Here is a 25,295-nt window from a genome sequence, read left to right on the forward strand (position 1 = left end):
AGATTATGCTTGATCATGTATAGATTCTAAAAAGTATTGTACGAGTTCAGGTGCATTTTGATAAGGAATCCAATGAGAGGCATCCATAAAAATAGCCTTATAATTATTTTTAAAATAGCCTGAATTTAACTTGGCACTTTTTTCTGTTACTGCAATATCATGCTTACCCCAAATAAAAAGAGTGGGGACGTCTATTGATTTAAAAGGATTTTCAGGCTTGTCCCAAAAAAAGCCCCGATACCAGTTTAACGCCGTAGTTAGCCTATTTTCTTTTATAAACTCAGTCTCGAATATTTCAATTTGCTGTTCGGTCATGTCTGATGACTTTAGAAACTTACGGCCTAATTTCGGTATCTTTTTAAATAAAAGTTCGGGCAGAATCGGGAGCTGAAAAATTGCAAAATAATAAGATTTAAAAAGTTGTCTGCTGCTTAAACAAGCTTTTAAAAAAGCAGCTTGATGAGGTACAGAAACTAAAGTGAGATGTTGAATATATTGTGGATACTTCATGGTTACACTAGACGCAATTACAGAACCCCAATCGTGCCCAATTAAATAAACTGGTTGACCAAGCCCCTTAATAAAAACTGCGACATCTTCAGTTAGTTCACTTAAAGCGTAATGAAAGCGGCTTTGTGGTCTAGCGTTTAGACTATAACCACGTTGATGAATCGCAAGTGTTCTAAATCCATGCTGATGCAATAGTTCAGAAGTTTGCACCCAACTATGTGCAGTTTCTGGAAAGCCATGCAATAAAACCACGAGAGGGCCATCTATAGGGCCTGAATCAATCACATCGAATGTCCAAGCCCCACGAGTATATTGATGAATACGGTTGGTCAAATCCATAACAACATGCCTTACTTATTTTTGTTGGCATTTATCATGAGTTTTTATGCACATTTAAATAACAGCATTTCGGGTCAGTAAATGTGCTATAAGGTCGAATCTAGGTAAAAGAACTTATAAAAAATCTTATACCGCCGTGATTGTTCCTAAAATTCTAAAATCAGACGCACCAGTTACTGCTGGTAAATTACCACTTAAACTATTCACAAAACGCATTGCTAACCATGCAAATGCTGTAGCCTCGACCCAGGTAGGGGAGAGTCCTAAAACATCTGTGGTTTGAACTGACCAATTGTGCTTACGTAAACGCCAGCGTAATTGTTCTAATAAATAAGAGTTATAAGCCCCACCACCACATACATATACTTCGCCTGTTTCCATATCAGAACGATAAATCGCTTTTTGAATAGCACGCACAGTAAGTTTTAATAAGGTTGCTTGAATATTTTCTGGTGTATCTTCTAACTCATCGTAAGTTAAATCATTACGCCAATCGATTAACTGATCATCTAGCCAGTCAATATTGAAATCTTCACGTCCCGTACTTTTAGGTGGCTCTTTAGAAAAATATTCATGCGCATGAAGACGGTCGAGTAAAGAGCGAATAGGATGCCCATAAGCAGCCCAATCACCATTTTCATCATATGGATGACCCGTATGGCGATGACACCATGCATCCATCAAAATATTCGCAGGTCCCGTATCAAAACCGAATACACCGTCAGGATTATTGGCAGGTAACATACTTACATTGGCAATGCCGCCTAAATTCAAAATCACACGATGAATGCTTGGATGTTGAAATAATGCTTGATGAAAAGCTGGGACTAATGGAGCACCTTGTCCGCCTGCAGCCATATCTCTACGACGGAAATCTGAAACAACCGGGATTTGAGTGATTTCAGTAATAATGTTTGGGTCGCCAATTTGTAACGTAAAGCCATGCTCTGGACGATGACGAATAGTTTGCCCATGCGAACCGATCGCTTTAATTTGGCTACGGTCTAATTGATGCTTTTCAATTAAGCTATTAATCCCATGACCAATCATTTTGGCTAGAGCAACATCAGCTTTACCCATACGGTCAATTTCATTGTCATCGGGTAAAGTTAATGCCATAAGCTCATCACGTAACTCGGGTTCGAAAGGAACTGTAAGAGTGGCATGAAGCTGTAGTGGCTCAAATGAAGCCGCAACAATATCTACACCATCCATACTAGTGCCAGTCATTACGCCGATATAGATTGCGCTCATATGCAACTTCCCCTGCAAGACGCTGAAAAAATGTTAGTATATCGCACAAATTGAATAACTGATGTGTTTAGGTTTTGTGATGTCAAATTTCTTGCCCGCCGAAGAACAGCTTGCCCTCATCCAACGAGGCACGCACGAAATTATTTCAGAAGAAGATTTACTGAAAAAGCTTAAAGAGAATCGTCCTCTTAAAATTAAAGCTGGTTTTGACCCTACAGCACCAGATTTACATTTAGGACATACGGTTCTTATTAACAAACTAAAAACGTTCCAAGACTTGGGCCATGAAGTTACCTTCTTGATTGGTGACTATACAGCGATGATTGGTGACCCAACTGGTAAAAGTGCAACTCGTCCGCCGTTGTCACGTGAACAAGTTGAAGCCAATGCTAAAACTTATCAAGAACAAGTTTTTAAAATCTTAGACCCGAATAAAACAAAAGTACGTTTTAACTCAGAATGGTTTAACCAAAAGTCTGCTGCTGACCTTATCCAGTTAGCGAGTCAACAAACCGTATCGCGCATGTTAGAGCGTGATGACTTTACTAAGCGTTATAGCAACCATCAGCCAATTGCGATTCATGAGTTCTTATATCCTTTAGTTCAAGGCTATGACTCAATTGCGCTTGAAGCTGACGTTGAGTTAGGTGGTACAGACCAAACCTTTAACTTACTTATGGGTCGTACTTTACAAAGCCGTTATGGCCAAGAATCACAAGTGTGTATCACTGTGCCGATTCTAGAAGGTTTAGATGGCGTAAATAAAATGTCTAAATCTTTAGGTAACTATATTGGTGTTTTTGATGCGCCAGGTGCTATGTACCAAAAAGTATTATCAATGCCTGACTCTTTAATCGAACGTTATTTCGATTTATTAAGTTTTAAATCTCTTGATGAGATCAAAGCTTTATTAGATGAAATCGCGGCTGGTCGTAATCCACAAGAAGTAAAACGTATTCTTGCACTCGAGTTGGTTGAACGCTTCCATGATGCTGAAGCAGCTGCCAATGCTCATAAGAGTGCAGGTAACCGTATTACAGAAGGTGAGGTGCCAGAAGATACACCTGAAGTGACTATTTCACGTGGTGAGTTTGGAGGCGAAATCTTTATTGCTACGATTTTACGTGTAGCAGGCCTAAACCCGAATGCAGCAGCTGCAAAAGATGCTGTAGCACGTGGTGCAGTAAAAGTTGACTGGAATGTAGTAGATGCAGGTTTCTCTGTAAAAGAAAATGGCACTTTCATTATTCAGTCAGGTAAAAAGGCAATTGCACGTGTAACTTTCACTGATTAAGAAAGTTATATAGTGAAAAGCAGGAGTAATCCTGCTTTTTTTATTTCTGAAACTCAAAATTAATTAAGGGTTCCACGTGGAACAATTTGTAATTAACTTAATAAGTAGAAAAATAGAATAAGAAAAAATAGAAAGTATGAATCAATAAATAGAGTATTTGCTCTAGTTTATCTTTGGAATCTTTGGAATCTTTGGAATCTTTGGAATCTTTGGAATCTTTGGAATCTTTGGAATCTTTGGAATCTTTGGAATCTTTGGAATCTTTGGAATCTTTGGAATCTTTGGAATCTTTGGAATCTTTGGAATCTTTGGAATCTTTGGAATCTTTGGAATCTTTGGAATCTTTGGAATCTTTGGAATCTTTGGAATCTTTGGAATCTTTGGAATCTTTGGAATCTTTGGAATCTTTGGAATCTTTGGAATCTTTGGAATCTTTGGAATAGAAAATGCTATATATGCCTATAACCTCTATAAGAAGACATCAAAAATCTAAGGTGAACTGTATTTTCCTAAAATAAAAATGAATAAAAGTAGTGAAAATGCCTAAAAAAAAGCCATATATATCACTTTTTCCGCAAAATAGTAGAAAAAAACGGCACTCAAGAGAAAAAGGCTGAAATACCCCTTGCAAAGGTAAGTTAATGGTCTATAATGCACATCCATCGGCGGTGATGCAGATAGAAACTTGTTGAAAAACAGTTACTTGAGATTAAGTTGGTTGCTTTAAGTGATGAATTTGATGTTAAGTTGGTTTAAAAGATAAGTTTTAAAAATATCGAAATTACCTGTTGACTTTTAAGAGATTAAGAGTAATATAGCCGACCTAGCTTGCTGGTGACGAACCAGGAAGAAGATCATTAAGAGAATTGAAGAACAACTTGTGTGGATTTTTACTGGTTGATTAATCGAAATAATTTTCATTGATTGATTGGTTTAAATTACTCGAAGTTTATTTGAGCGAAATTTAAGTCAGTAATTGATGAGCCAGAATTGGCACCTTGTCTATAAATAAGGTGCAAAATGATTTTAACTGAAGAGTTTGATCATGGCTCAGATTGAACGCTGGCGGCAGGCTTAACACATGCAAGTCGAGCGGGGGAAGGTAGCTTGCTACCGGACCTAGCGGCGGACGGGTGAGTAATGCTTAGGAATCTGCCTATTAGTGGGGGACAACATCTCGAAAGGGATGCTAATACCGCATACGTCCTACGGGAGAAAGCAGGGGATCTTCGGACCTTGCGCTAATAGATGAGCCTAAGTCGGATTAGCTAGTTGGTGGGGTAAAGGCCTACCAAGGCGACGATCTGTAGCGGGTCTGAGAGGATGATCCGCCACACTGGGACTGAGACACGGCCCAGACTCCTACGGGAGGCAGCAGTGGGGAATATTGGACAATGGGCGCAAGCCTGATCCAGCCATGCCGCGTGTGTGAAGAAGGCCTTATGGTTGTAAAGCACTTTAAGCGAGGAGGAGGCTACTTTAGATAATACCTAGAGATAGTGGACGTTACTCGCAGAATAAGCACCGGCTAACTCTGTGCCAGCAGCCGCGGTAATACAGAGGGTGCAAGCGTTAATCGGATTTACTGGGCGTAAAGCGCGCGTAGGCGGCTAATTAAGTCAAATGTGAAATCCCCGAGCTTAACTTGGGAATTGCATTCGATACTGGTTAGCTAGAGTGTGGGAGAGGATGGTAGAATTCCAGGTGTAGCGGTGAAATGCGTAGAGATCTGGAGGAATACCGATGGCGAAGGCAGCCATCTGGCCTAACACTGACGCTGAGGTGCGAAAGCATGGGGAGCAAACAGGATTAGATACCCTGGTAGTCCATGCCGTAAACGATGTCTACTAGCCGTTGGGGCCTTTGAGGCTTTAGTGGCGCAGCTAACGCGATAAGTAGACCGCCTGGGGAGTACGGTCGCAAGACTAAAACTCAAATGAATTGACGGGGGCCCGCACAAGCGGTGGAGCATGTGGTTTAATTCGATGCAACGCGAAGAACCTTACCTGGCCTTGACATAGTAAGAACTTTCCAGAGATGGATTGGTGCCTTCGGGAACTTACATACAGGTGCTGCATGGCTGTCGTCAGCTCGTGTCGTGAGATGTTGGGTTAAGTCCCGCAACGAGCGCAACCCTTTTCCTTATTTGCCAGCGAGTAATGTCGGGAACTTTAAGGATACTGCCAGTGACAAACTGGAGGAAGGCGGGGACGACGTCAAGTCATCATGGCCCTTACGGCCAGGGCTACACACGTGCTACAATGGTCGGTACAAAGGGTTGCTACACAGCGATGTGATGCTAATCTCAAAAAGCCGATCGTAGTCCGGATTGGAGTCTGCAACTCGACTCCATGAAGTCGGAATCGCTAGTAATCGCGGATCAGAATGCCGCGGTGAATACGTTCCCGGGCCTTGTACACACCGCCCGTCACACCATGGGAGTTTGTTGCACCAGAAGTAGCTAGCCTAACTGCAAAGAGGGCGGTTACCACGGTGTGGCCGATGACTGGGGTGAAGTCGTAACAAGGTAGCCGTAGGGGAACCTGCGGCTGGATCACCTCCTTAACGAAAGATTGACGATTGGTAAGAATCCACAACAAGTTGTTCTTCATAGATGTATCTGAGGGTCTGTAGCTCAGTTGGTTAGAGCACACGCTTGATAAGCGTGGGGTCACAAGTTCAAGTCTTGTCAGACCCACCATGACTTTGACTGGTTAAAGTTATAGATAAAAGATACATGACTGATGATGTAAGCTGGGGACTTAGCTTAGTTGGTAGAGCGCCTGCTTTGCACGCAGGAGGTCAGGAGTTCGACTCTCCTAGTCTCCACCAGAACTTAAGATAAGTTCGGATTACAGAAATTAGTAAATAGAGATTTCGGTCTTGGTTTATTAACTTCTGTGATTTAAGTATCACGGTATTAAGCATGACCTGACGAAGGCATGTTTATTCATTAACAGATTGGCAAAATTGAGTCTGAAATAAATTGTTCACTCAAGAGTTTAGATTAAGCAATTAATCTGAATGAATTGAGAACTAGCAAATTAACTGAATCAAGCGTTTTGGTATATGAATTTAGATTGAAGCTGTACAGTGTTTAAATACACAGTGCTCTAAACTGAAATGTTGAAGTTACTAACTTGTAGGTAACGTCGACTGTTTGGGGTTGTATAGTCAAGTAATTAAGTGCATGTGGTGGATGCCTTGGCAGTCAGAGGCGATGAAAGACGTGATAGCCTGCGAAAAGCTCCGGGGAGGCGGCAAATATCCTTTGATCCGGAGATGTCTGAATGGGGGAACCCACCTACTTTAAGGTAGGTATTGCAACATGAATACATAGTGTTGCAAGGCGAACGAGGGGAAGTGAAACATCTCAGTACCCTTAGGAAAAGAAATCAATTGAGATTCCCTCAGTAGCGGCGAGCGAACGGGGATCAGCCCATTAAGTTATGTGTGTTTTAGTGGAACGCTCTGGGAAGTGCGAACGTAGAGGGTGATATTCCCGTACACGAAAGGGCACACATAATGATGACGAGTAGGGCGAGGCACGTGAAACCTTGTCTGAATATGGGGGGACCATCCTCCAAGGCTAAATACTCCTGACTGACCGATAGTGAACCAGTACCGTGAGGGAAAGGCGAAAAGAACCCCTGTGAGGGGAGTGAAATAGATCCTGAAACCGCATGCATACAAGCAGTGGGAGCACCTTCGTGGTGTGACTGCGTACCTTTTGTATAATGGGTCAGCGACTTATATTCAGTAGCGAGGTTAACCGTATAGGGGAGCCGTAGAGAAATCGAGTCTTAATAGGGCGTTTAGTTGCTGGGTATAGACCCGAAACCAGGCGATCTATCCATGAGCAGGTTGAAGGTTGGGTAACACTAACTGGAGGACCGAACCCACTGTCGTTGAAAAGCCAGGGGATGACTTGTGGATAGGGGTGAAAGGCTAATCAAGCCTGGTGATAGCTGGTTCTCCCCGAAAGCTATTTAGGTAGCGCCTCGGACGAATACCATAGGGGGTAGAGCACTGTTTCGGCTAGGGGGTCATCCCGACTTACCAAACCGATGCAAACTCCGAATACCTATGAGTACTATCCGGGAGACAGACTGCGGGTGCTAACGTCCGTAGTCAAGAGGAAAACAATCCAGACCGCCAGCTAAGGCCCCAAAATCATAGTTAAGTGGGAAACGATGTGGGAAGGCATAGACAGCTAGGAGGTTGGCTTAGAAGCAGCCACCCTTTAAAGAAAGCGTAATAGCTCACTAGTCGAGTCGGCCTGCGCGGAAGATGTAACGGGGCTAAAACTATGTGCCGAAGCTGCGGATTTGACATTAGTCAAGTGGTAGGGGAGCGTTCTGTAAGCCGATGAAGGTGTATTGAGAAGTATGCTGGAGGTATCAGAAGTGCGAATGCTGACGTGAGTAACGACAAAACGGGTGAAAAACCCGTTCGCCGAAAGACCAAGGGTTCCAGTCCAACGTTAATCGGGGCTGGGTGAGTCGACCCCTAAGGCGAGGCCGAAAGGCGTAGTCGATGGGAAATTGGTTAATATTCCAATACTTCTGTGTAATGCGATGAGAGGACGGAGAAGGTTAAGTCAGCCTGGCGTTGGTTGTCCAGGTGGAAGGATGTAGGTATGTATCTTAGGCAAATCCGGGGTACTCTATACTGAGATCCGATAGCAAGCTGTACTTGTACAGCGAAGTGGCTGATACCATGCTTCCAGGAAAAGTCTCTAAGCTTCAGTTACACAGGAATCGTACCCGAAACCGACACAGGTGGTCAGGTCGAGTAGACCAAGGCGCTTGAGAGAACTCTGCTGAAGGAACTAGGCAAAATGGTACCGTAACTTCGGGAGAAGGTACGCTGTTGTTGGTGATGGAACTTGCTTCCTGAGCTGATGACAGCCGCAGAAACCAGGCCGCTGCAACTGTTTATTAAAAACATAGCACTCTGCAAACACGAAAGTGGACGTATAGGGTGTGATGCCTGCCCGGTGCTGGAAGGTTAATTGATGGGGTTAGCGTAAGCGAAGCTCTTGATCGAAGCCCCAGTAAACGGCGGCCGTAACTATAACGGTCCTAAGGTAGCGAAATTCCTTGTCGGGTAAGTTCCGACCTGCACGAATGGCATAATGATGGCGGCGCTGTCTCCAGCAGAGGCTCAGTGAAATCGAAATCGCTGTGAAGATGCAGTGTACCCGCGGCTAGACGGAAAGACCCCGTGAACCTTTACTGCAGCTTGACACTGAACTTTGACCTTACTTGTGTAGGATAGGTGGGAGGCTTTGAAGTTGGAACGCTAGTTCCAATGGAGCCGTCCTTGAAATACCACCCTGGTAATGTTGAGGTTCTAACTCTGTCCCGTTATCCGGGACGAGGACCGTGTCTGGTGGGTAGTTTGACTGGGGCGGTCTCCTCCTAAAGAGTAACGGAGGAGTACGAAGGTGCGCTCAGCGTGGTCGGAAATCACGCGTAGAGTATAAAGGCAAAAGCGCGCTTAACTGCGAGACCCACAAGTCGAGCAGGTACGAAAGTAGGTCTTAGTGATCCGGTGGTTCTGTATGGAAGGGCCATCGCTCAACGGATAAAAGGTACTCTGGGGATAACAGGCTGATACCGCCCAAGAGTTCATATCGACGGCGGTGTTTGGCACCTCGATGTCGGCTCATCTCATCCTGGGGCTGAAGCAGGTCCCAAGGGTATGGCTGTTCGCCATTTAAAGAGGTACGCGAGCTGGGTTTAGAACGTCGTGAGACAGTTCGGTCCCTATCTACCGTGGGCGCTGGAAATTTGAGAGGATCTGCTCCTAGTACGAGAGGACCAGAGTGGACGAACCTCTGGTGTACCGGTTGTGACGCCAGTCGCATCGCCGGGTAGCTATGTTCGGAAGGGATAACCGCTGAAAGCATCTAAGCGGGAAGCCTACCTCAAGATAAGATTTCCCTAGGAATTTATTCCTCTAAAGAGCCGTTCGAGACTAGGACGTTGATAGGTTGGATGTGGAAGCATAGTGATATGTGAAGCTGACCAATACTAATTGCTCGTGAGGCTTGACTATACAACACCCAAGCAGTTGTATATAAAGCATCAATCGATTCATAAATCTACAAAGCAACTTGATTTAGTTATTCCACTAGATAAAATGAACACAATCAGATTCAATCAGCCCAATCTGTAAAGATTTGGAAAACGCTTCGGCAGTCAATAAGACCAAAGCAAGTATCCATAAACAGTTGTGCTGGCGACCATAGCAAGAGTGAACCACCTGATCCCTTCCCGAACTCAGAAGTGAAACCTCTTAGCGCTGATGGTAGTGTGGGGTTACCCATGTGAGAGTAAGTCATCGCCAGCTCATTATTCTAAACACCCCAATCTCAAAAGAGGTCGGGGTGTTGCTTTATGGGCGGTAAATCAATCAGAAAAGAAATATTTAAATATAGAGCTACAAATCATTTTGGATGCTTACTCGGTTCTATGGATATAATGAGGAAGTTTTTTATTTTTGGTGTCCCCGTGAAAATTAATTCTTTCTCTCCCATATCTGAAGACGATGAAGAACTTTCTCTTCCAGAGTTGATCTATTGGGCATCTTTAGGTGATCTAGAACAAGTAAAACAATTATTAATAGATGGAGAAGACCCTAATCAGACTGATGATGAAGGGTATACTGCTCTACAAGCAGCGGCTGAGAATGATCATTTAGAGATAGTGAAGCTCTTAGTTGAAAAAGGGGCGCATGTCACTTATAAAAGCGAATATACAGCACTACAGCTTGCAGAAATGGCGGGTAATACTGACATAGTGAATTATTTAAAAAGTTTATAAAATTAAAAAGCCCCTTTTATTTGAAAAAGAGGCTTTTTGTTCAATTTAAGACAAATGATATTTCTGTAGTTTCTCGACAATTGATTGAAGCCCTTTTACTTCAAATTCATTGGCTTCGAACTTTTCATCTTTATTGCGTTTAAAGATATCTCGTATTTCTATTACAGCATTTGGGTCAACAATACTTAAACTTGAAGTGACTTGGCGTATTTGGCTAATAGAACGAGAGCCATTTGTTGAGCCATAGCCAATAAATGCGGCTGGTTTGCCACTCCATTCTTTACCAACATAGTCGAGTGCATTTTTTAAAGCTGGACTGTAACCATGGTTGTACTCTGGGCTAATAAAGATAAATGCATCAGCTTTGGCAATTTTATCTGCCCATTCTTGTTGTTTAGGTTGATCATAAATACCTGTTGCAGGTGGGTGAGAGCCTGAAAATAACGGTAAATTCCACTCTTTTAAATCAATTACTTCTGTCTGGAAATCTTCTAGATTAAATGATGGAATTGCTGTTTCTAACCAATTGGCAATTTTAATAGCTGTGCGTCCTTCACGAACACTTCCTACGATGATATAGACCAGCATATATTTTTCCTACGGATTTTTATCTTTATAACTTAATTCATTACCTAGAACGTGAGAATATAGAATTTGTAAGGATTCTTATGACCCATAAAAGTTAAATAATAAAAAAGCCCTCAATCGAGGGCTTTTTTTACATCAACTTAATGCCTTGCTGGCCAGCTGGAGTTACTTTGAATATCTCTACTTCAAAAGTAATATTTTTGCCAGCTAAAGGGTGGTTGAAATCAATTTCAGTAATATCATCATTCACTGACTTCACGACACCAAATAAAGTTGCTTTTGCTTTATCTTCAAACTCGATCATGTGACCAGGAATAGGTCGTTGTTCAAATTTAACTGTATCAAAAGTTTGTATATTTTCAGGGTTCCAAGGACCAAAAGCATCTTCTGGTGGAAGATGTACAGTACGTCGATCACCTGCACGTAAGCCGAATAAGGCTTTCTCAAAACCTGGTAACAAGTTACCGTCGCCAATAGTCAAGCTAACAGGTTCTTCACGGCTCCGTGTATTGTCAATTTCTACGCCATTTTCAAGAGCAACAGAAAAGTGTAGGTCAACTTTAGAACCGTCAGTAATACGAATTTCTTCATTAGGTTGAATAATTTCGGTCATATTATGCATCCGAATTTTTAGGTCTTTGCTTCTCAAGGAAGAATGTATCGATGAGTAGCAAAATGGTACCTAGAGTAATGGCACTGTCCGCTATATTAAAAGCTGGAAAGTGATGATTTTGGTAATAAACATGAATGAAATCGACCACATACCCTAAAGTAATACGGTCAATTAAATTACCTAATGCTCCACCTAAAATTAAAGCGATAGCTACAGGTAGCACCACCATTTTTTTAGGCATACGTAGCAACCAAAATACAAAAAGTATTGAAACTAAGCCTGCCAAAGATGTGAAGAAATAGCGTTGCCATCCTCCAGCATCAGATAAAAAGCTAAAAGCTGCACCATAGTTATGTAATAGTGTCCAGTTTAAAAATGGAAGTACAGGTACAGGATCTGCGTAGTTCAGATGTGTACTTGCAATCCATTTTGTCCATTGATCCAACACAATGGCAAGGACAGAAAGTCCAAGCCAAATGAGGTTGTGCGGATAAAACTGGAATAAGCCTTTTTTAGCTTGTGAATTAGGCATATTTTCTCACTTCGCCACGACCAGTGACGTTCACAATACAACGACCACATAAACCAGGATGATCGGCGTGTGTATTCACATCAGGAAGGACATGCCAGCAACGTGCACATTTTTCACCTTCAGCTGCAGATACTTGTACACGTAAGCCTTCCATTTCAGTTGCTTCACCTTGTTCAGCAAATGGATGTACTACTACTTGCGAAGTAATAAGAACAAAACGGAGTTCATCAGCCAGTTGGTTTAAAACTGTTTGTAATGATTCATTTGCCCAAAGTTCAACTTTGGCTGAAAGATTACTACCGACAAGTTTAGCGTTACGAGCTGCTTCAATCTGTTTATTTACTGCAGATTTTACGCTAATCAATGTTTGCCAATCTTCTTCAGAAAGCAAGTTTGCTTTTGATGAAACAGGTAGATCATACCATTCAGCTGTAAATACATACTTTTCAGTTTGTTCTGGAATAAGTGGCCAAGCTTCTTGAGCAGTGAAGCTTAAGATAGGGCTCATCCAGCGCACAAATGCTTGTACGATATGGTAAAGCGCTGTTTGTGCAGAACGACGTGCTTGTGAGTCAGCCTTAGTGGTGTATTGACGGTCTTTGATAATGTCTAGGTAGAAACCACCTAAGTCATTAATACAGAAGCTTGTTAATGCGCTACACACGACATGGAAGTTCATTTCTTCATAGGCCGCGATAATAGTTTGTTGTACTTCATTCGCACGTTGTAAGATGTATTGATCAAGAGCAATAAGGTCATCTACTGCCAGAGCATCTGTACTTGGTTTGAAACCATTTAAGTTTGCAAGCAAGAAGCGGAGCGTATTACGAATACGACGGTAGCTATCACTTACACGGCTAAAGATTTCTTTTGATGCTGCAATTTCATAGCGATAGTCGCTAGATGCTACATATAAACGTAAGCCATCTGCACCCAGTTGTTTGATAATTTCTTCAAGCGGAATATAGTTGCCTAAAGATTTCGACAATTTACGGCCATTTTCATCCACTGTAAAACCATGAGTTAACAAGGCTTTATATGGCGCACGGTTATGAATTGCCATAGAGGTTAATAAAGAAGATTGGAACCAGCCACGGTGTTGGTCTGAACCTTCTAAATATAAGTCAGCAGGGCTTTCTAATTCTTCACGTTGCTCAAGTACAGCGTAATGTGTTGTTCCAGAGTCAAACCATACATCAAGCGTATCACGAACAGCATTGTACTGTTCAGCATCTTCACCAATGAAGTCTTTTGCATCACGGTTAAACCATGCATCGATACCTTCTTGTTCGATAAGTTTTGCAACTTCTTCAATGAGTTCAGGCGTACGAGGGTGCAATTCATTCGTATCTTTATGAACGAAGAAAGGAATTGGCACACCCCAAGTACGTTGACGTGAGATACACCAGTCCGGACGGCCTTCGATCATTGATTCAATACGGTTTTTACCCCAGTTCGGTACAAACTCGATATCGTTTTCAATCGCGTTAAGCGCACCATCACGTAAACCTTTTTGATCCATGCTGATAAACCATTGTGGTGTAGCACGGAAAATAATCGGAGTTTTATGGCGCCAGCAGTGTGGGTAGCTGTGTTTAATTGGTTGATGAGCCCATAAGCGACCTACAGCACCTAAAGCTTCGATAATCTTTGGATTGGCTTTATAGATGTGCTCACCAGCAAAGATTGGTGCAGTTGGTAAGTAAACTCCGTTACCACCCACTGGATTTTCAACTTTCAGGTTGTATTGAAGACCTACTTTATAGTCGTCTGCACCGTGGCCAGGCGCAGTGTGTACCGCACCTGTACCGCTTGTTGCGATAACGTGTTCACCTAAAATAACCGGAACTTGACGATCGGTAAGTAAAGGATGTTGTAAAGTAAGGTTTTCAAGAACTGAACCAGTGAAGTCAGCTAAAACAACTGGGTTTTCAAGCTTGTAACGCTCAATTGCAGAAGCAACTAAGTCTTTAGCAAGAACAAAGTTTTGCTTACCGCGTTCAGTAGTCACTTGTACCAATTGATATTCAATTTCGGCATGCAATGCAACTGCTTGGTTCGCTGGTAATGTCCAAGGAGTAGTGGTCCAGATCACGATATCAGTTGGATCTTGAACATCTACATTTACACGAGCGCTTAAGTCTTTTAAATCTACAACGCCAAAACCAACGTCAATTGCGTCAGACTTTTTATCTTCGTATTCAACTTCAGCTTCAGCAAGTGCTGAACCACAGTCCATACACCAGTTCACTGGCTTTAAGCCCGGCTGGATATGACCATTTTTTTGGATTAAACCTAAAGCACGAACGATATCGGCTTCTTGTTTGTAGTTCATGGTGAGGTAAGGATTATCCCAGTCACCTAAAATACCAAGACGTTTAAAGTCAGTACGCTGTAAATCAATTTGCTTTAGCGCATATTCACGGCAGTGTTTACGGAAAGTGGCTGCATCAACTTTTTCGCCCACTTTACCTACTTTTTCTTCAACTTTTAGTTCGATTGGCAAACCGTGACAGTCCCAACCTGGTACATATGGCGCATCGAAACCTGCCAAAGTACGGCTTTTTACGATGACGTCTTTGAGTACTTTGTTAACCGCATGACCCAAGTGAATTGTACCGTTCGCATATGGAGGGCCATCATGCAAAATATATTTTTTCTTGCCAATACGCGATGCACGAATCTGCTGATAAATGTTGTCGGTATACCACTCTTCTAACCATTTCACTTCACGTACTGCCAAATTTGCTTTCATTGCAAATTGAGTATTCGGCAGGTTTAGCGTGGCTTTGTAGTCCACTGCATTTTCAGTAGTTTGCTTATCGCTCATGCAAGTTGTCTTCCAGTTTAATCAGCTTGGGAGCCGACATGTTTTACAATCAAAATTCGAATTAAAAAGGAAATTGTGTCGTGTCGTTACGATATTGTCGTAATTGCTGCACGTCATTATCAATTCCTGCCTTAAGTGCCTCAAGCGAAGGGTAGTTCAATTCACCATGAAGATAGTGAAGAAAAGTCACCCGCATAAATAAGCCATACAGATTAGCAGAAACATCAGGGAAATGTACTTCTAATCTCCACTCTGGATGCTCTTGCTGGATGGCCGGACGAGTACCGACATGACCTGCACCATAGAGGCTGTTTTCATGATATCCGGCAATTCCCGGTTTTTCAGGATCATCCTGAAGCACTTTTTGAGTTAGCGAAGTTGTTTCGCAAATGACTTCAACGCCATAAATACCATTTAAACAAGGCTTATGGCGGTTTAGACGAACATTAATCGTTGGAAAATCTAAAGTTCGTCCAATTTGGTCGCCATATTGAACACGTCCGGTAATACTGTACGGACGGCCTAATAATTTAGCTGCTAAAGCGAGATTGCCCACTTGAAGCACTTGGCGAATACGAGTTGAACTGACGCGTTCACCTTCGAGTTCAATCGTATGTAAATTTGTGACTTGAAATCCGTAATTCTTTAAAAATTCGCTGTTACCTTGACGGTCTTTGCCGAAATGAAAGTCATCTCCTAAAACCAAAGCTTGAGCATTTAATTTGTCTTTTAATAAATCTGCAAACTCAGAAGCACTCATGCTACGGAAATGCTGGTCAAACTTGGCAACCGCAATGTAATCCACCCCATGTTCAGCTAGATATTCAACTTTTTCCCGTAAGGAATTAATACGAGGCGGGGCATCGTAGCCTTTAAAGAACTCAAGCGGTTGGGGCTCAAAAATCATGACCAATGTTTTTAAGCCTTGTGCTGCAGCAATTTTTTTCAGTTGAGCAATCATCGCTTGGTGACCTAAATGGACACCATCAAAATTACCAATAGTTACCGCTGTTTGCGGCAACTGGAAATTGGGCGATAACGCATTAAGACGTAGCAGTTTCATGAACTTAAAATATGGCTATTTTTGCAAGGGCTATATATTGCCATAATCTCACAGATTCGTCTTGTTGTTGTGTTTTTACTCAGGTATTTTTCAATATGAATATCTTTTATATCTAAAAAATTGATGAATTAAATAAAAATAAATCAGTTTTTCTTATTATTAATTTATCCTACTATAGTTTCATCCACTCTTTGATTAGAGACTTAAGATGAAAAGACCCTTTTACCAATTAAATCAAAGTAAAGATGTTATACGGCATTTTACCCCAAATTGGTTTACAGCAACTATGGGTACTGGTGTGGTGAGTATGATTTTAATTCAGCTTCCATTTGCCAAAACATTTTTATTTATGCTGGCGACACTGTTATGGCAATTTAATATTGTTCTATTTAGTGTTTTTTCAGGTCTTTATTTATTGCGATGGTTTCTTTTCCCTCATGAAGCGAAGCAAGTATTTAATCATCCAAATATGAGCTTGTTTTTAGGCGCTATACCGATGGGACTTGCAACCATACTAAATTGCTTTTTAAGCTTCGGAATCGGGCTTTATGGTGAAGTAGCAATCCATATTGCCCAAGCTTTATGGTACATCGATGTCTTTTTAGCGTTAGCAATTGCGTGGATCGTACCATTTTGCATGTTTAGCCGTCAGAATCATCAGCTACATACCATGACTGCAATTTGGTTGTTACCTGTTGTTGCTTGTGAAGTCGCTGCAAGCTCTGCGGGCATGTTGGTTGCACATTTACCAACAGATTTTCACAGCTTTCATTTATTGTTAGCGGGATATGTACTCTGGGGAATTTCTGTATTACCTGCATTTGCCATTTTAACGATTTTAATGTTGCGTATGGCTTTGCATCAGTTACCAGAAAAAGAAGTCGCAATTTCTAGCTGGTTATCTTTAGGCCCAATTGGCACAGGTGCTTTAGGTCTATTGTTGCTAGGTGAACAGGCAAAAAGAGTATTGGTAAATGTTGACTTTTCTGAGTTTGCCCATGTATTTCAAGCATTAGGCGTTGTGGGTAGTCTGGTACTTTTAGGGTTCGGGTTATGGTGGCTAGGTCTTGCGATTTTAACAACACTTCGTCATGCAAAAACAGGTATTCCGTTTAACTTGGGTTGGTGGGGTTTAACTTTCCCATTTGGTGTGTTTATTTTGGCTTTATTTAATCTAAGTCATCAGATTGAAGTTATATTTCTACAATACGTTGCTGTGGCATTCAGTATTTTATTACTTGTAATGTGGAGCGTAGTAATGAAGAAAACCCTAGCTGGCGCATATAGTGGCAAGCTGTTCTTTTCTCCATGTTTGGTAGCTTTACAAGAAAGAATGCAGTAATGGTGAAAAGGTGCAAAAAAGCTTTTGCACCTGATTTATACTTATTTTCTAATTTATTAATCTTGAATTGAGCCTTTTTGAATGAACAAAGATATCGCTTTAATTATGGCACTTCCTAATGAATCTAAAGGTTTATTTGAGCAAGCAGGTATTGAAGTCCATTACAGTGGTATCGGTAAAATCAACGCTGCCTTTAAAGCATTTGAAGTTATTCAAAAAACAGGCTGTAAAACTCTAATTAACTTAGGTACAGCTGGAAGTTCGTCTTTTAATCGACATGATTTAGTTGAAGTAAAAACCTTTGTACAACGTGATATGGATGTTTCACCATTAGGGTTTGAAGTAGGTGTAACGCCGTTAGATGATCATTTACCGGCAGAGATTCATCTTCAACCACATTTTGCTGATTTGCCAAAAGGAATTTGCGGGACAGGGGATTCATTTGAAACTGGCCAGCCAAAAGTCGCGTGTGATGTGGTGGATATGGAAGGGTATGCTTTAGCCAAAGTTTGCCACAAGCTAGGTGTACGCCTAATTTCGGTGAAATATATTACTGATGGCGCAGACGATACCGCTCATTTAGATTGGGAAGAAAATTTATTATTGGGTGCGCAAAAGCTCTTGGCTCTTTATCAAAATCATTTTTAAAAAAGATCGGCAAATTTGCCGATCTTTTTTATTTTAGCGAGGTAATACGCCGTAGAGCATCATATGTACTGTATGCTCAATCGAGCGTTGGAACATACTGCGGTTACGAAGCGTTTTCCCGGTTACCATTTCCATTTGAGTCGCAAAATCGGCATAATTTTGTGTAAGCCCCCAAATATTGAGAATTAAAAGCTCCGGGTCGATATCCGGTGAAATTTTTCCTTCTTCTTGCCATGTCTGAATAACCTTAGCTTTGCGCTTAAATAGCTTTTTCAAAGGCCCTTTCAGTATAGGCAAAATGTGCGGTGCCCCTTGGATAATTTCCAAAGCAAATAATCGCGAAGCTTTTGGTTGGCTACGAGAAAGTTCGATTTTTTGTATTAAGTAGTGAGACAAAGCTTCGGCTGGTTCTAACTCAGCTTCTAAAGTTTGTAAGGGAGCAAGCCATTTTTGTAAAACTGTGGTCAGCACTTCCACATATAAAGACTCTTTATTTTCATAGTAATAGAAAATATTCGACTTATGCATGTCAGCGAGTTGGGCAATTTCATCCAGACTTGCACCACTGAACCCATATAGTGAAAACACATCAAGGGCGGCAGCAAGAAGCTGATTGCGCTTTTGAGTACTCTTCTTTTGTTCCATTTGCTGCATAAATTAAAAAGATAGTGCTCCCATTGTAAGGTAAATCGTTTGATTTGTGCACAGGTGTCTCACTTTTTTAGTGAAAAAACGGATAGTTATTTGAGCAATAGATATACTATTGTGCAAAAAATAGAGAGATTCACTAGTTTATTGTTATTCTTAAAAATATTTTTTTATATTCGCCCCAAAAAAGAGCAATAAATCATCAGTTTTATTGCTCATTAAGTGGGCATTTTGTTGTTGAAATGGTTCTCATTACTCATCTCAACCTTAAGTTGCTAAGACTGCGTCGAGTACTTGTTGTTCAAGCTGGGCAAAAGTGATGCTCTTTTTACGCGGACGTGGCAAATTCACTTGAAAACTTTGGGCAATTTGGCCCTTATCTAATAGGATAATACGGTCGGCCAGTTGCACTGCTTCACTTACATCGTGTGTGACCAAAATGGCAGTAAAACCTTGCTCTTTCCATAAACGTTCAATCAAGCTTTGCATCTCAAGGCGGGTGAGCGCATCTAATGCACCCAAAGGTTCATCTAGCAGTAAAATACGGGGAGTATGAGATAACGCACGAGCTAGGGCGGTACGTTGTCGTTGTCCACCAGAGAGCTGTGAAGGCCATTGTCCCGCTTTTTCTTTTAAACCTACTTTCTCTAATAATTCTTCTGCTAAAGCATGTTGCGATTTTGGTAGCCCAAGTTGAACATTTTGAAGAATATTTCGCCAAGGAAGTAGGCGTGGGTCTTGGAACATAACCCGAATATCATCGTTAGTAATTCCTTCACGTAAATGTCGGGCAGATTTAAACTTGATCTCACCAAAACTTGCTTTTTCAAGTTGGGCAATTAAGCGTAGTAAGGTACTTTTACCGCAGCCACTACGACCAACAATAGCTAAAAATTCGCCCGGTTGAATATGTAGGTTAAGATCTTCAAGAACTTTAACCTCACTATAAAACTTATAAAGCTGTTCAATCAGAATCTCTGCACCTACTACGGGTTCTTGTGACTCTGGATGATTTTCTGGAATGAGCTCTACGTCATTCTGATTAATATTTAAATTCAGATTTGTCATATTTTAAGCTCCTTTATTTTTGATAACCGGCATGCCAGCGTAGTAAATAACGTTCCAAAAGTTGTGCTAAAACATCGGCTAACTTACCTAATAGGGCATAAAGAAGAATACCGACGAGTACCACATCTGTTTGCAAAAACTCACGCGCATTCATGGTCATGTAACCGATACCTGCTTGTGCTGAAATAGTCTCAGCTACAATGAGTAACACCCAAACCAAACCTAATGCAAAACGTAAACCAACTAAAATAGAAGGCATCGCACCCGGTAGAATAATTTCTCTGTAAAGCTGCAAACGGGAAAGGCCATAGCTTTTACCCATCTCAATCAATTGGGGGTCGACTGAACGAATACCGTGATAGGTGTTGATATAAATAGGGAAGAAAACACCAACTGCCACCAAGAATAATTTTGCTGTTTCATCAATACCGAACCACAAAATCACCAATGGAATAAGTGCAAGAGCCGGAATATTACGAATCATTTGCAAGGTCGTATCGAGCAGGGTAGAAGCGAAACGTGAAGATCCATTGAGCAGACCTAATAGCAAACCTAAACCGCCGCCGATTAGAAGGCCAAGCAGTGCACGACCAGCACTTACTTTAACGTGATGCCATAGTTCCCCACTCACCAAAAGATGCCAAAATGCCGAAACGACAGCAGTCGGGGCGGGCAAAATACGGCTTTCTAAAAGACCCGAAGTTGAGGCAATTTGCCAAACAACCAATAGAAGAATAGGGAAAATCCAAGGCAGCAAACGCTGCCCGATTTGTTTTGTTCCACGTGAAACCACACTTTCAGCTTTACTCATGCAGGCTCCTTGACGGAACTATTTTGTTTCTTCTCGTCTGGAACGTAGTTGTTGGCAATAATTTCACCGAATGGACCGGTTAAATTTGGCTGAGCAAGTTTAGCGCGAGTTTCAATTGGTAATAACGGGAATACTAACTCTGCAAAACGGATTGATTCTTCAAGGTGTGGATAGCCTGAGAAAATGAAGGTATCAATACCAAGGTCTGCATACTCTTGAATACGAGCAGCAACTGTTTCTGGGTCACCTACAAGTGCCGTACCTGCACCACCACGAACTAAACCAATACCTGCCCAAAGGTTCGGAGAGACTTCTAGCTTGTCTCGGTTGCCGCCATGTAACGCGGCCATACGTTGTTGGCCTACAGAGTCCATTTGTGCAAATTTTTTCTGTGCTGCAGCAATAGTTGCATCGTCTAGATACTGAATAAGTTCGTTAGCAGCTGCCCATGCTTGTTCGTTGGTTTCACGAACAATGACATGTAAGCGAATGCCATAAGTTAAATTACGGCCTTTAGCCTCCGCTTTTGCACGAACATGTTCGATCTTTTCTTTCACGGCCGCTGGCGGTTCACCCCAAGTGAGGTAAGTGTCCACTTGCTCAGCCGCAAGGTCGACCGCGACGTCTGAAGAACCGCCAAACCAAAGAGGTGGGTAAGGTTTTTGAACAGGTGGATAAAGTAGTTTTGCATCATCGACTTGTAAGCGTTCGCCGTGGAATGTAAAAGCTTCACCTGTATGTGAACGCGTCAAAATTTCGCGCCAGATTTTTACGTATTCATTGGCAGTTTGATAACGCGTTGAGTGATCTTCATATAAACCGTCACCGCGTAGTTCTGCTTCATCGCCACCTGTTACCAAGTTGAGTAACACACGACCATTGGACAAGCGGTCAAAAGTTGCAGCCATACGCGCAGCTAAAGCTGGTGTTGTTACACCCGGACGTAACGCAACTAAAAATTTAAGGTGCTGAGTTGCATCAATTAGGCTCGCCGCCGTAATCCATGGGTCTTCACATGAACGGCCCGTTGGAATAAGTACACCTTCATAACCCAAATTATCTACTGCCACAGCAATTTGCTTCATATAGGCATGGTCAACCTGACGAGCGCCTTTACTTGTACCTAAATAGCGACTATCACCGTGGGTAGGAATAAACCAGAAAATTTTCATGTGCATTACCTATATGTCTATTGAAATTACTTGGCACCCCAAACAGCTTGTTTAATGCTGATTGGTTTTGGAATGATGCCTTGTTGAGTAAAGATGTCTGCAAGCTGCTGCTGTTCAGCAATAACTTTGCTGTTAAGAGGAGCTGCTGCTGATGGACGTGGACGACGTTTAATGAATAAGTCACTGGTTGCAGGTTTTAAGCCTGTACTTTGGCCAATCGCACTTGCTGTTTCTGCTTGATGGCTTTGAACCCATTTGTCAGCTTGATTGATCTGCTTGATGAGTCCTGGAACAGCTTTTGGATATTGCTTAACAAAATTTGGAGCGGCTAAGTAAAAGGTGTAGTTCGGGCTTAGGCCTTTACCAGATGCAAGAACACGAGCTTGGTCTTCTAATTGTGCTGAAGCGTAGTAAGGATCCCAAATTGCCCATGCATCAACGGCACCTTTTTGGAATGCAGCGCGAGCATCGGCAGGTGTGAGCCAAATTGGCGTAATGTCGCTCCATTTTAAGCCCGCTTTCCGCACAGCCTGTACAAGTAGGTAATGTGAGCTAGAACCTTTTTGTAGCGCAATACGTTTGCCTTTCAGGTCTTTAAGTTGAGTAAGCTGTGAGTTTTTTGGAACTAAAATTGCCGACGCTAAAGGTTTAGCTGCTTCATAAGCAATATAATATAAAGGCTTGCCAGCGGCTTGAGCATAGACTGGTGGCGTGTCTCCAGTAACGCCAACATCGAGTGAGCCAACAGCCAAAGCTTCTAAAATTTGAGGGCCAGCGGGAAATTCATTCCAAGTGATTTTGGCATTCGGAAATTCTTGTTCAAATAGTTTTTGTTGCTTGGCAATCGCGAAGTTAATCGAGCTTTTTTGGAAACCGATACGCAGTTCTTTTACAGTTGGGTCAATTGCCCAAGCAGGCGCTGCGATTGTTAAACCAAATACAGCGAGCGCGCTAAAGCGCTTAACTAAATGAGTCCACTGACTCTTCTTAAATAATGACTGATCTTGCATATTGATACCCTTGTTCCCTTAAGGCAAGGCACAGCATTTATATCGTTATTTAAGCTGTGCCAAAGCCAGGTTTATTTCAGTTTTAAAATGGCTTCTTGTATGGTGAGCTTGTTGGGAATGAGCTTTTGCGCGTAGAAGGCATCAGCTACATATTGTTGTTCTTGGGCGACCTTGTCAGATATTGGCTGAACTCCAAAACCCATTCGCGAAATGGACGTTTTGAGTACATCAAACTCAAGTGCCGTAGGTTTTTCGAGTAATTTGGCAGCCTCATCTTGGTGTGTGCTGACCCATTCAGTTGTCTGATTTAACGTTTGCACAACAGTGTTGAGTACTTTCGGATTACTTTCTGCAAATTTACGATCAGCCAAGTAAAACTGATGATTGCTCACCAAATTTTCACCAGTCGCTAAAACACGAGCTTGAATTTGATGTTCAGCTGCTGCAAAGAACGGGTCCCAAATCACCCACGCATCGACAGCGCCTTTTTCAAAGGCAGCACGTGCATCTGATGGAGGTAAATAAACAGGTTGAATATCACTTAAGTTCAAGTGATTTGCTTCTAAAACTTTTAATAAAAGATAGTGAACATTCGAACCTTTATTCAGTGCGACACGTTTGCCTTTTAAATCCTGAATAGAGTGAATAGGAGAGTCCTTTTGTACCAATAATGCTTCTGCTTTTGGTGCAGCCGGTTGGTTTGCAATATAGACTAAATTGGGATTGGCCGCTTGAGCAAAAATAGGAGGTGCTTCGCCTGCTTCACCCAATGAAACGCTTCCGACATTTAGACCTTCAAGTAATTGAGGTCCCGCAGGAAACTCAACCCATTTCACTTGTACACCTTGGTCTTTTAGTGCTTTTTCCAAGTCACCACGTGCTTTTAGAATAGGAAGGATGCCATATTTCTGGTATCCAATATTTAGAGTTGTGGTGGTGTGTTCCTCTTTTTTGGCACAACCACCTAGCATCATCACTCCCGCAAGGCTGGCAGCAATGACTGAATATTTTGCCCATGAAGTGGAATTAAAAAGTGCCATGTGGTTTTGTGCTCCCCGAAAGAGAAAAAGAAAAATAATTGGATGAGCAGATACCCTATAGGGATTTTTATTCCATAAAAAATAAGTATTCGGTCTTTATTTATGCAAAAAAAAGCTAAAAACTTTCGGCGATAAACTTATGCAAAAAAAAGATTTATTAAATAAAATAATATTTAGAAAATTGTGTTTAAGGCTTTGTAAATAAAAAGAAAAATATTAAAAGAATAAAATTTAATGATTTAAAAAAAGTACAACCATACATTAATCGTATTTATGGTTGTACTTTTTGGACTAAGCTTATCTGAAATAAGAATATCTTAAAAAATGCAAAGACTAAGGAAGCAGTTTTTTAAAGACTAAAGAATTTCTTTGATAGTTATAAAGTGCTTGACGGGCATTTGGTAACTCATCAACGGTGACTTGGTGAAAACCATGTTCTAAAAACCAGTGTGCAGTTCGGGTTGTTAAAACAAATAATTGACGAATGCCTTGTTGTTTTGCCTTTTCTTCAAGGAATTGCAAAATTTGGCTACCACGGTTCGATTTACGATAACTTGGGTGTACTGCTACACAAGCAATTTCCGCTGAACGAGTTTCGTTAAACTCCGTCGGAATCGGATAAAGGGCAGCACAGGCCAAAATCATACCGTCTCGTTCAATAACCGCAAACTGGCTAATTTCTTGCTCTAAACGTTCACGTGAACGATAAACCAAAATACCTTCTTCTTCTAACGGGCGTAATAAGTTCATTAAGCCGCCAACATCTTGAATATGCGCCATACGAACTTCTTCATAATGTGCATCGGTAATCATAGTACCTACACCATCACGTGTGAACAGTTCTTCAATAAGTGCGCCATCATAGGCATATGAAATTAAATGAACACGATGTACACCCGACAGAGAAGCTTTTTTTGCTTCTTCTAAATGTAGAGTTAGAGTTGGACTGGTGGTTTGGTATTGTTGAATATAGTAGTCAAGTTGATGCGGACTTAATTCACGCAATAATTGTCCTTCTTCATTGAGCAAACCTTGTTGCTCACCTAAAAATATTAATTTATCTGCTTTTAAATAGGTTGCAGTTTTCGTTGCAACTTCTTCAGCTCTTAAATTAAATACTTCACCTGTGGTTGAATAACCAGTTGGACCAAGTAAAACAATATTATCGTTATCAAGATGGCGTTCAATCGCGTCGGTGTCTATGGAACGAACCTCTCCTGTAAGCTGAAAATCCATACCATCACGAATACCATAAGGTTTAGCTGTTACGAAGTTTCCTGATACGACGTCTATGCGAGCACCGTACATTGGAGAGTTAGCTAAGCCCATAGATAACAATGCTTCGATTTCTAAACGAATAGACCCAACAGCACTCATGACACAGCTTAATGATTCGCGTGTGGTAATACGACTATTGTCATAAAAAGGTGTTTCGATACCTTTATCTTTAAGGTTTTGATTAATCTGTGGACGTGCGCCATGGACTAAAATTAAGCGAATACCAAGTGAATGCAATAAAGCAATATCATGGATAATGTGTTCAAAATTAGGATCGCGGACTGCTTCACCGCCAAACATTAAAACAAAAGTTTTATCGCGATGGGCATTAATATAAGGTGCTGAATGTCGGAACCAATGTACATAATGTTGGGTGTTATTATGTGATTTCTCTAAAGACTTAGTTGGCATACCGATCTCGAATC

The 25,295-nt window shown here is 41.6% G+C and carries 18 protein-coding genes, 2 tRNA genes and 3 rRNA genes; 9 read left to right on the forward strand and 14 right to left on the reverse strand.

From position 1 onward, the window contains the following. Positions 1-3: 3 nt before the first annotated feature. Together CSB87_RS09665 and CSB87_RS09670 are read right to left on the reverse strand one after the other, a co-directional pair. On the reverse strand, positions 4-849 hold the full coding sequence (locus tag CSB87_RS09665) for an alpha/beta fold hydrolase (RefSeq protein ID WP_004882613.1): 846 nt from the start codon (positions 847-849) through the stop codon (positions 4-6). A gap of 126 nt (positions 850-975) precedes the next feature. Then, positions 976-2,103: an anhydro-N-acetylmuramic acid kinase gene (locus tag CSB87_RS09670; RefSeq protein ID WP_004711281.1), complete on the reverse strand. Its 1,128-nt coding sequence runs from the start codon at positions 2,101-2,103 to the stop codon at positions 976-978. A 61-nt stretch (positions 2,104-2,164) separates the two neighbouring features. Between CSB87_RS09670 and tyrS the strand changes: the two genes are divergently transcribed. The 7 genes from tyrS to CSB87_RS09705 all read left to right on the forward strand — a co-directional run bounded on the left by tyrS (position 2,165) and on the right by CSB87_RS09705 (position 10,227). After that, entirely contained in the window at positions 2,165-3,397 is a 1,233-nt protein-coding gene (tyrS, locus tag CSB87_RS09675) for a tyrosine--tRNA ligase (protein WP_006581460.1), read from the forward strand. A gap of 1,027 nt (positions 3,398-4,424) precedes the next feature. Then, positions 4,425-5,962, forward strand: a 16S ribosomal RNA gene (locus CSB87_RS09680). A gap of 59 nt (positions 5,963-6,021) precedes the next feature. Further along, positions 6,022-6,098 (forward strand) — tRNA-Ile (locus tag CSB87_RS09685). 55 nt (positions 6,099-6,153) lie between these two features. Next, positions 6,154-6,229, forward strand: a tRNA-Ala gene (locus tag CSB87_RS09690). A 340-nt stretch (positions 6,230-6,569) separates the two neighbouring features. Next, a 23S ribosomal RNA gene (locus tag CSB87_RS09695) occupies positions 6,570-9,460 on the forward strand. A 179-nt stretch (positions 9,461-9,639) separates the two neighbouring features. Then, positions 9,640-9,754, forward strand: a 5S ribosomal RNA gene (rrf, locus tag CSB87_RS09700). Together the 16S, 23S and 5S rRNA genes with 2 tRNA genes alongside form the textbook arrangement of a ribosomal RNA operon. 122 nt (positions 9,755-9,876) lie before the next feature. Further along, entirely contained in the window at positions 9,877-10,227 is a 351-nt protein-coding gene (locus CSB87_RS09705; protein ID WP_025469575.1) for an ankyrin repeat domain-containing protein, read from the forward strand. 45 nt (positions 10,228-10,272) lie between these two features. On the opposite strand, the gene CSB87_RS09710 is transcribed toward CSB87_RS09705, so the two are convergent. The 5 genes from CSB87_RS09710 to ribF all read right to left on the reverse strand — a co-directional run bounded on the left by CSB87_RS09710 (position 10,273) and on the right by ribF (position 15,853). After that, entirely contained in the window at positions 10,273-10,815 is a 543-nt protein-coding gene (locus tag CSB87_RS09710; protein WP_004884038.1) for an NADPH-dependent FMN reductase, read from the reverse strand. A 130-nt stretch (positions 10,816-10,945) separates the two neighbouring features. Further along, on the reverse strand, positions 10,946-11,428 hold the full coding sequence (locus CSB87_RS09715; protein WP_004884037.1) for an FKBP-type peptidyl-prolyl cis-trans isomerase: 483 nt from the start codon (positions 11,426-11,428) through the stop codon (positions 10,946-10,948). A 1-nt stretch (position 11,429) separates the two neighbouring features. Then, the gene (gene lspA / locus CSB87_RS09720) at positions 11,430-11,960 is read right to left on the reverse strand and encodes a signal peptidase II (RefSeq protein ID WP_001133879.1); all 531 of its coding nucleotides are present in this window, start codon (positions 11,958-11,960) and stop codon (positions 11,430-11,432) included. Next, positions 11,953-14,790, reverse strand: a complete 2,838-nt coding sequence (gene ileS, locus CSB87_RS09725) for an isoleucine--tRNA ligase (protein ID WP_004884036.1) — start codon at positions 14,788-14,790, stop codon at positions 11,953-11,955. Before ileS ends, lspA begins: the two co-directional genes overlap by 8 nt. Positions 14,791-14,851: 61 nt before the next feature. Next, positions 14,852-15,853, reverse strand: a complete 1,002-nt coding sequence (gene ribF / locus CSB87_RS09730) for a bifunctional riboflavin kinase/FAD synthetase (RefSeq protein WP_004884035.1) — start codon at positions 15,851-15,853, stop codon at positions 14,852-14,854. Positions 15,854-16,061: 208 nt separating this feature from the next. Here ribF and CSB87_RS09735 point away from each other — a divergent pair, with 208 nt between their 5' ends. Beyond that, on the forward strand, positions 16,062-17,195 hold the full coding sequence (locus CSB87_RS09735; RefSeq protein WP_106105067.1) for a TDT family transporter: 1,134 nt from the start codon (positions 16,062-16,064) through the stop codon (positions 17,193-17,195). An 81-nt stretch (positions 17,196-17,276) separates the two neighbouring features. Beyond that, entirely contained in the window at positions 17,277-17,843 is a 567-nt protein-coding gene (locus CSB87_RS09740; protein ID WP_004884033.1) for a 5'-methylthioadenosine/S-adenosylhomocysteine nucleosidase, read from the forward strand. 33 nt (positions 17,844-17,876) lie between these two features. Here CSB87_RS09740 and CSB87_RS09745 read toward each other — a convergent pair whose 3' ends face one another. The 7 genes from CSB87_RS09745 to argA all read right to left on the reverse strand — a co-directional run bounded on the left by CSB87_RS09745 (position 17,877) and on the right by argA (position 25,281). Next, positions 17,877-18,497: a TetR/AcrR family transcriptional regulator gene (locus CSB87_RS09745; RefSeq protein WP_002050490.1), complete on the reverse strand. Its 621-nt coding sequence runs from the start codon at positions 18,495-18,497 to the stop codon at positions 17,877-17,879. Between the two features lie 261 nt (positions 18,498-18,758). Beyond that, the gene (locus CSB87_RS09750; RefSeq protein WP_004884031.1) at positions 18,759-19,559 is read right to left on the reverse strand and encodes an ABC transporter ATP-binding protein; all 801 of its coding nucleotides are present in this window, start codon (positions 19,557-19,559) and stop codon (positions 18,759-18,761) included. 13 nt (positions 19,560-19,572) lie between these two features. Further along, on the reverse strand, positions 19,573-20,370 hold the full coding sequence (ssuC, locus tag CSB87_RS09755) for an aliphatic sulfonate ABC transporter permease SsuC (RefSeq protein WP_004884029.1): 798 nt from the start codon (positions 20,368-20,370) through the stop codon (positions 19,573-19,575). Continuing rightward, positions 20,367-21,542 (reverse strand): FMNH2-dependent alkanesulfonate monooxygenase, encoded by a 1,176-nt coding sequence (gene ssuD / locus CSB87_RS09760; RefSeq protein ID WP_004884026.1) that lies wholly within the window; start codon positions 21,540-21,542, stop codon positions 20,367-20,369. The genes ssuC and ssuD overlap by 4 nt, the downstream gene beginning before the upstream one ends. 26 nt (positions 21,543-21,568) lie before the next feature. Beyond that, a complete protein-coding gene (locus CSB87_RS09765) occupies positions 21,569-22,552 on the reverse strand; it encodes a sulfonate ABC transporter substrate-binding protein (protein WP_004884025.1) in 984 nt (327 codons plus the stop codon). Between the two features lie 71 nt (positions 22,553-22,623). Then, positions 22,624-23,592, reverse strand: a complete 969-nt coding sequence (locus tag CSB87_RS09770; RefSeq protein WP_004884023.1) for a sulfonate ABC transporter substrate-binding protein — start codon at positions 23,590-23,592, stop codon at positions 22,624-22,626. Positions 23,593-23,925: 333 nt separating this feature from the next. Beyond that, positions 23,926-25,281 carry an amino-acid N-acetyltransferase gene (argA, locus tag CSB87_RS09775; protein ID WP_002050496.1) on the reverse strand — a complete coding sequence of 452 codons (1,356 nt, stop codon included), beginning with the start codon at positions 25,279-25,281 and terminating at the stop codon, positions 23,926-23,928. Positions 25,282-25,295 lie beyond the last annotated feature (14 nt).

Origin of the sequence: Acinetobacter sp. AR_0276 (genome assembly GCF_003000705.1) — a bacterium.
Lineage (GTDB): Bacteria > Pseudomonadota > Gammaproteobacteria > Pseudomonadales > Moraxellaceae > Acinetobacter > Acinetobacter nosocomialis.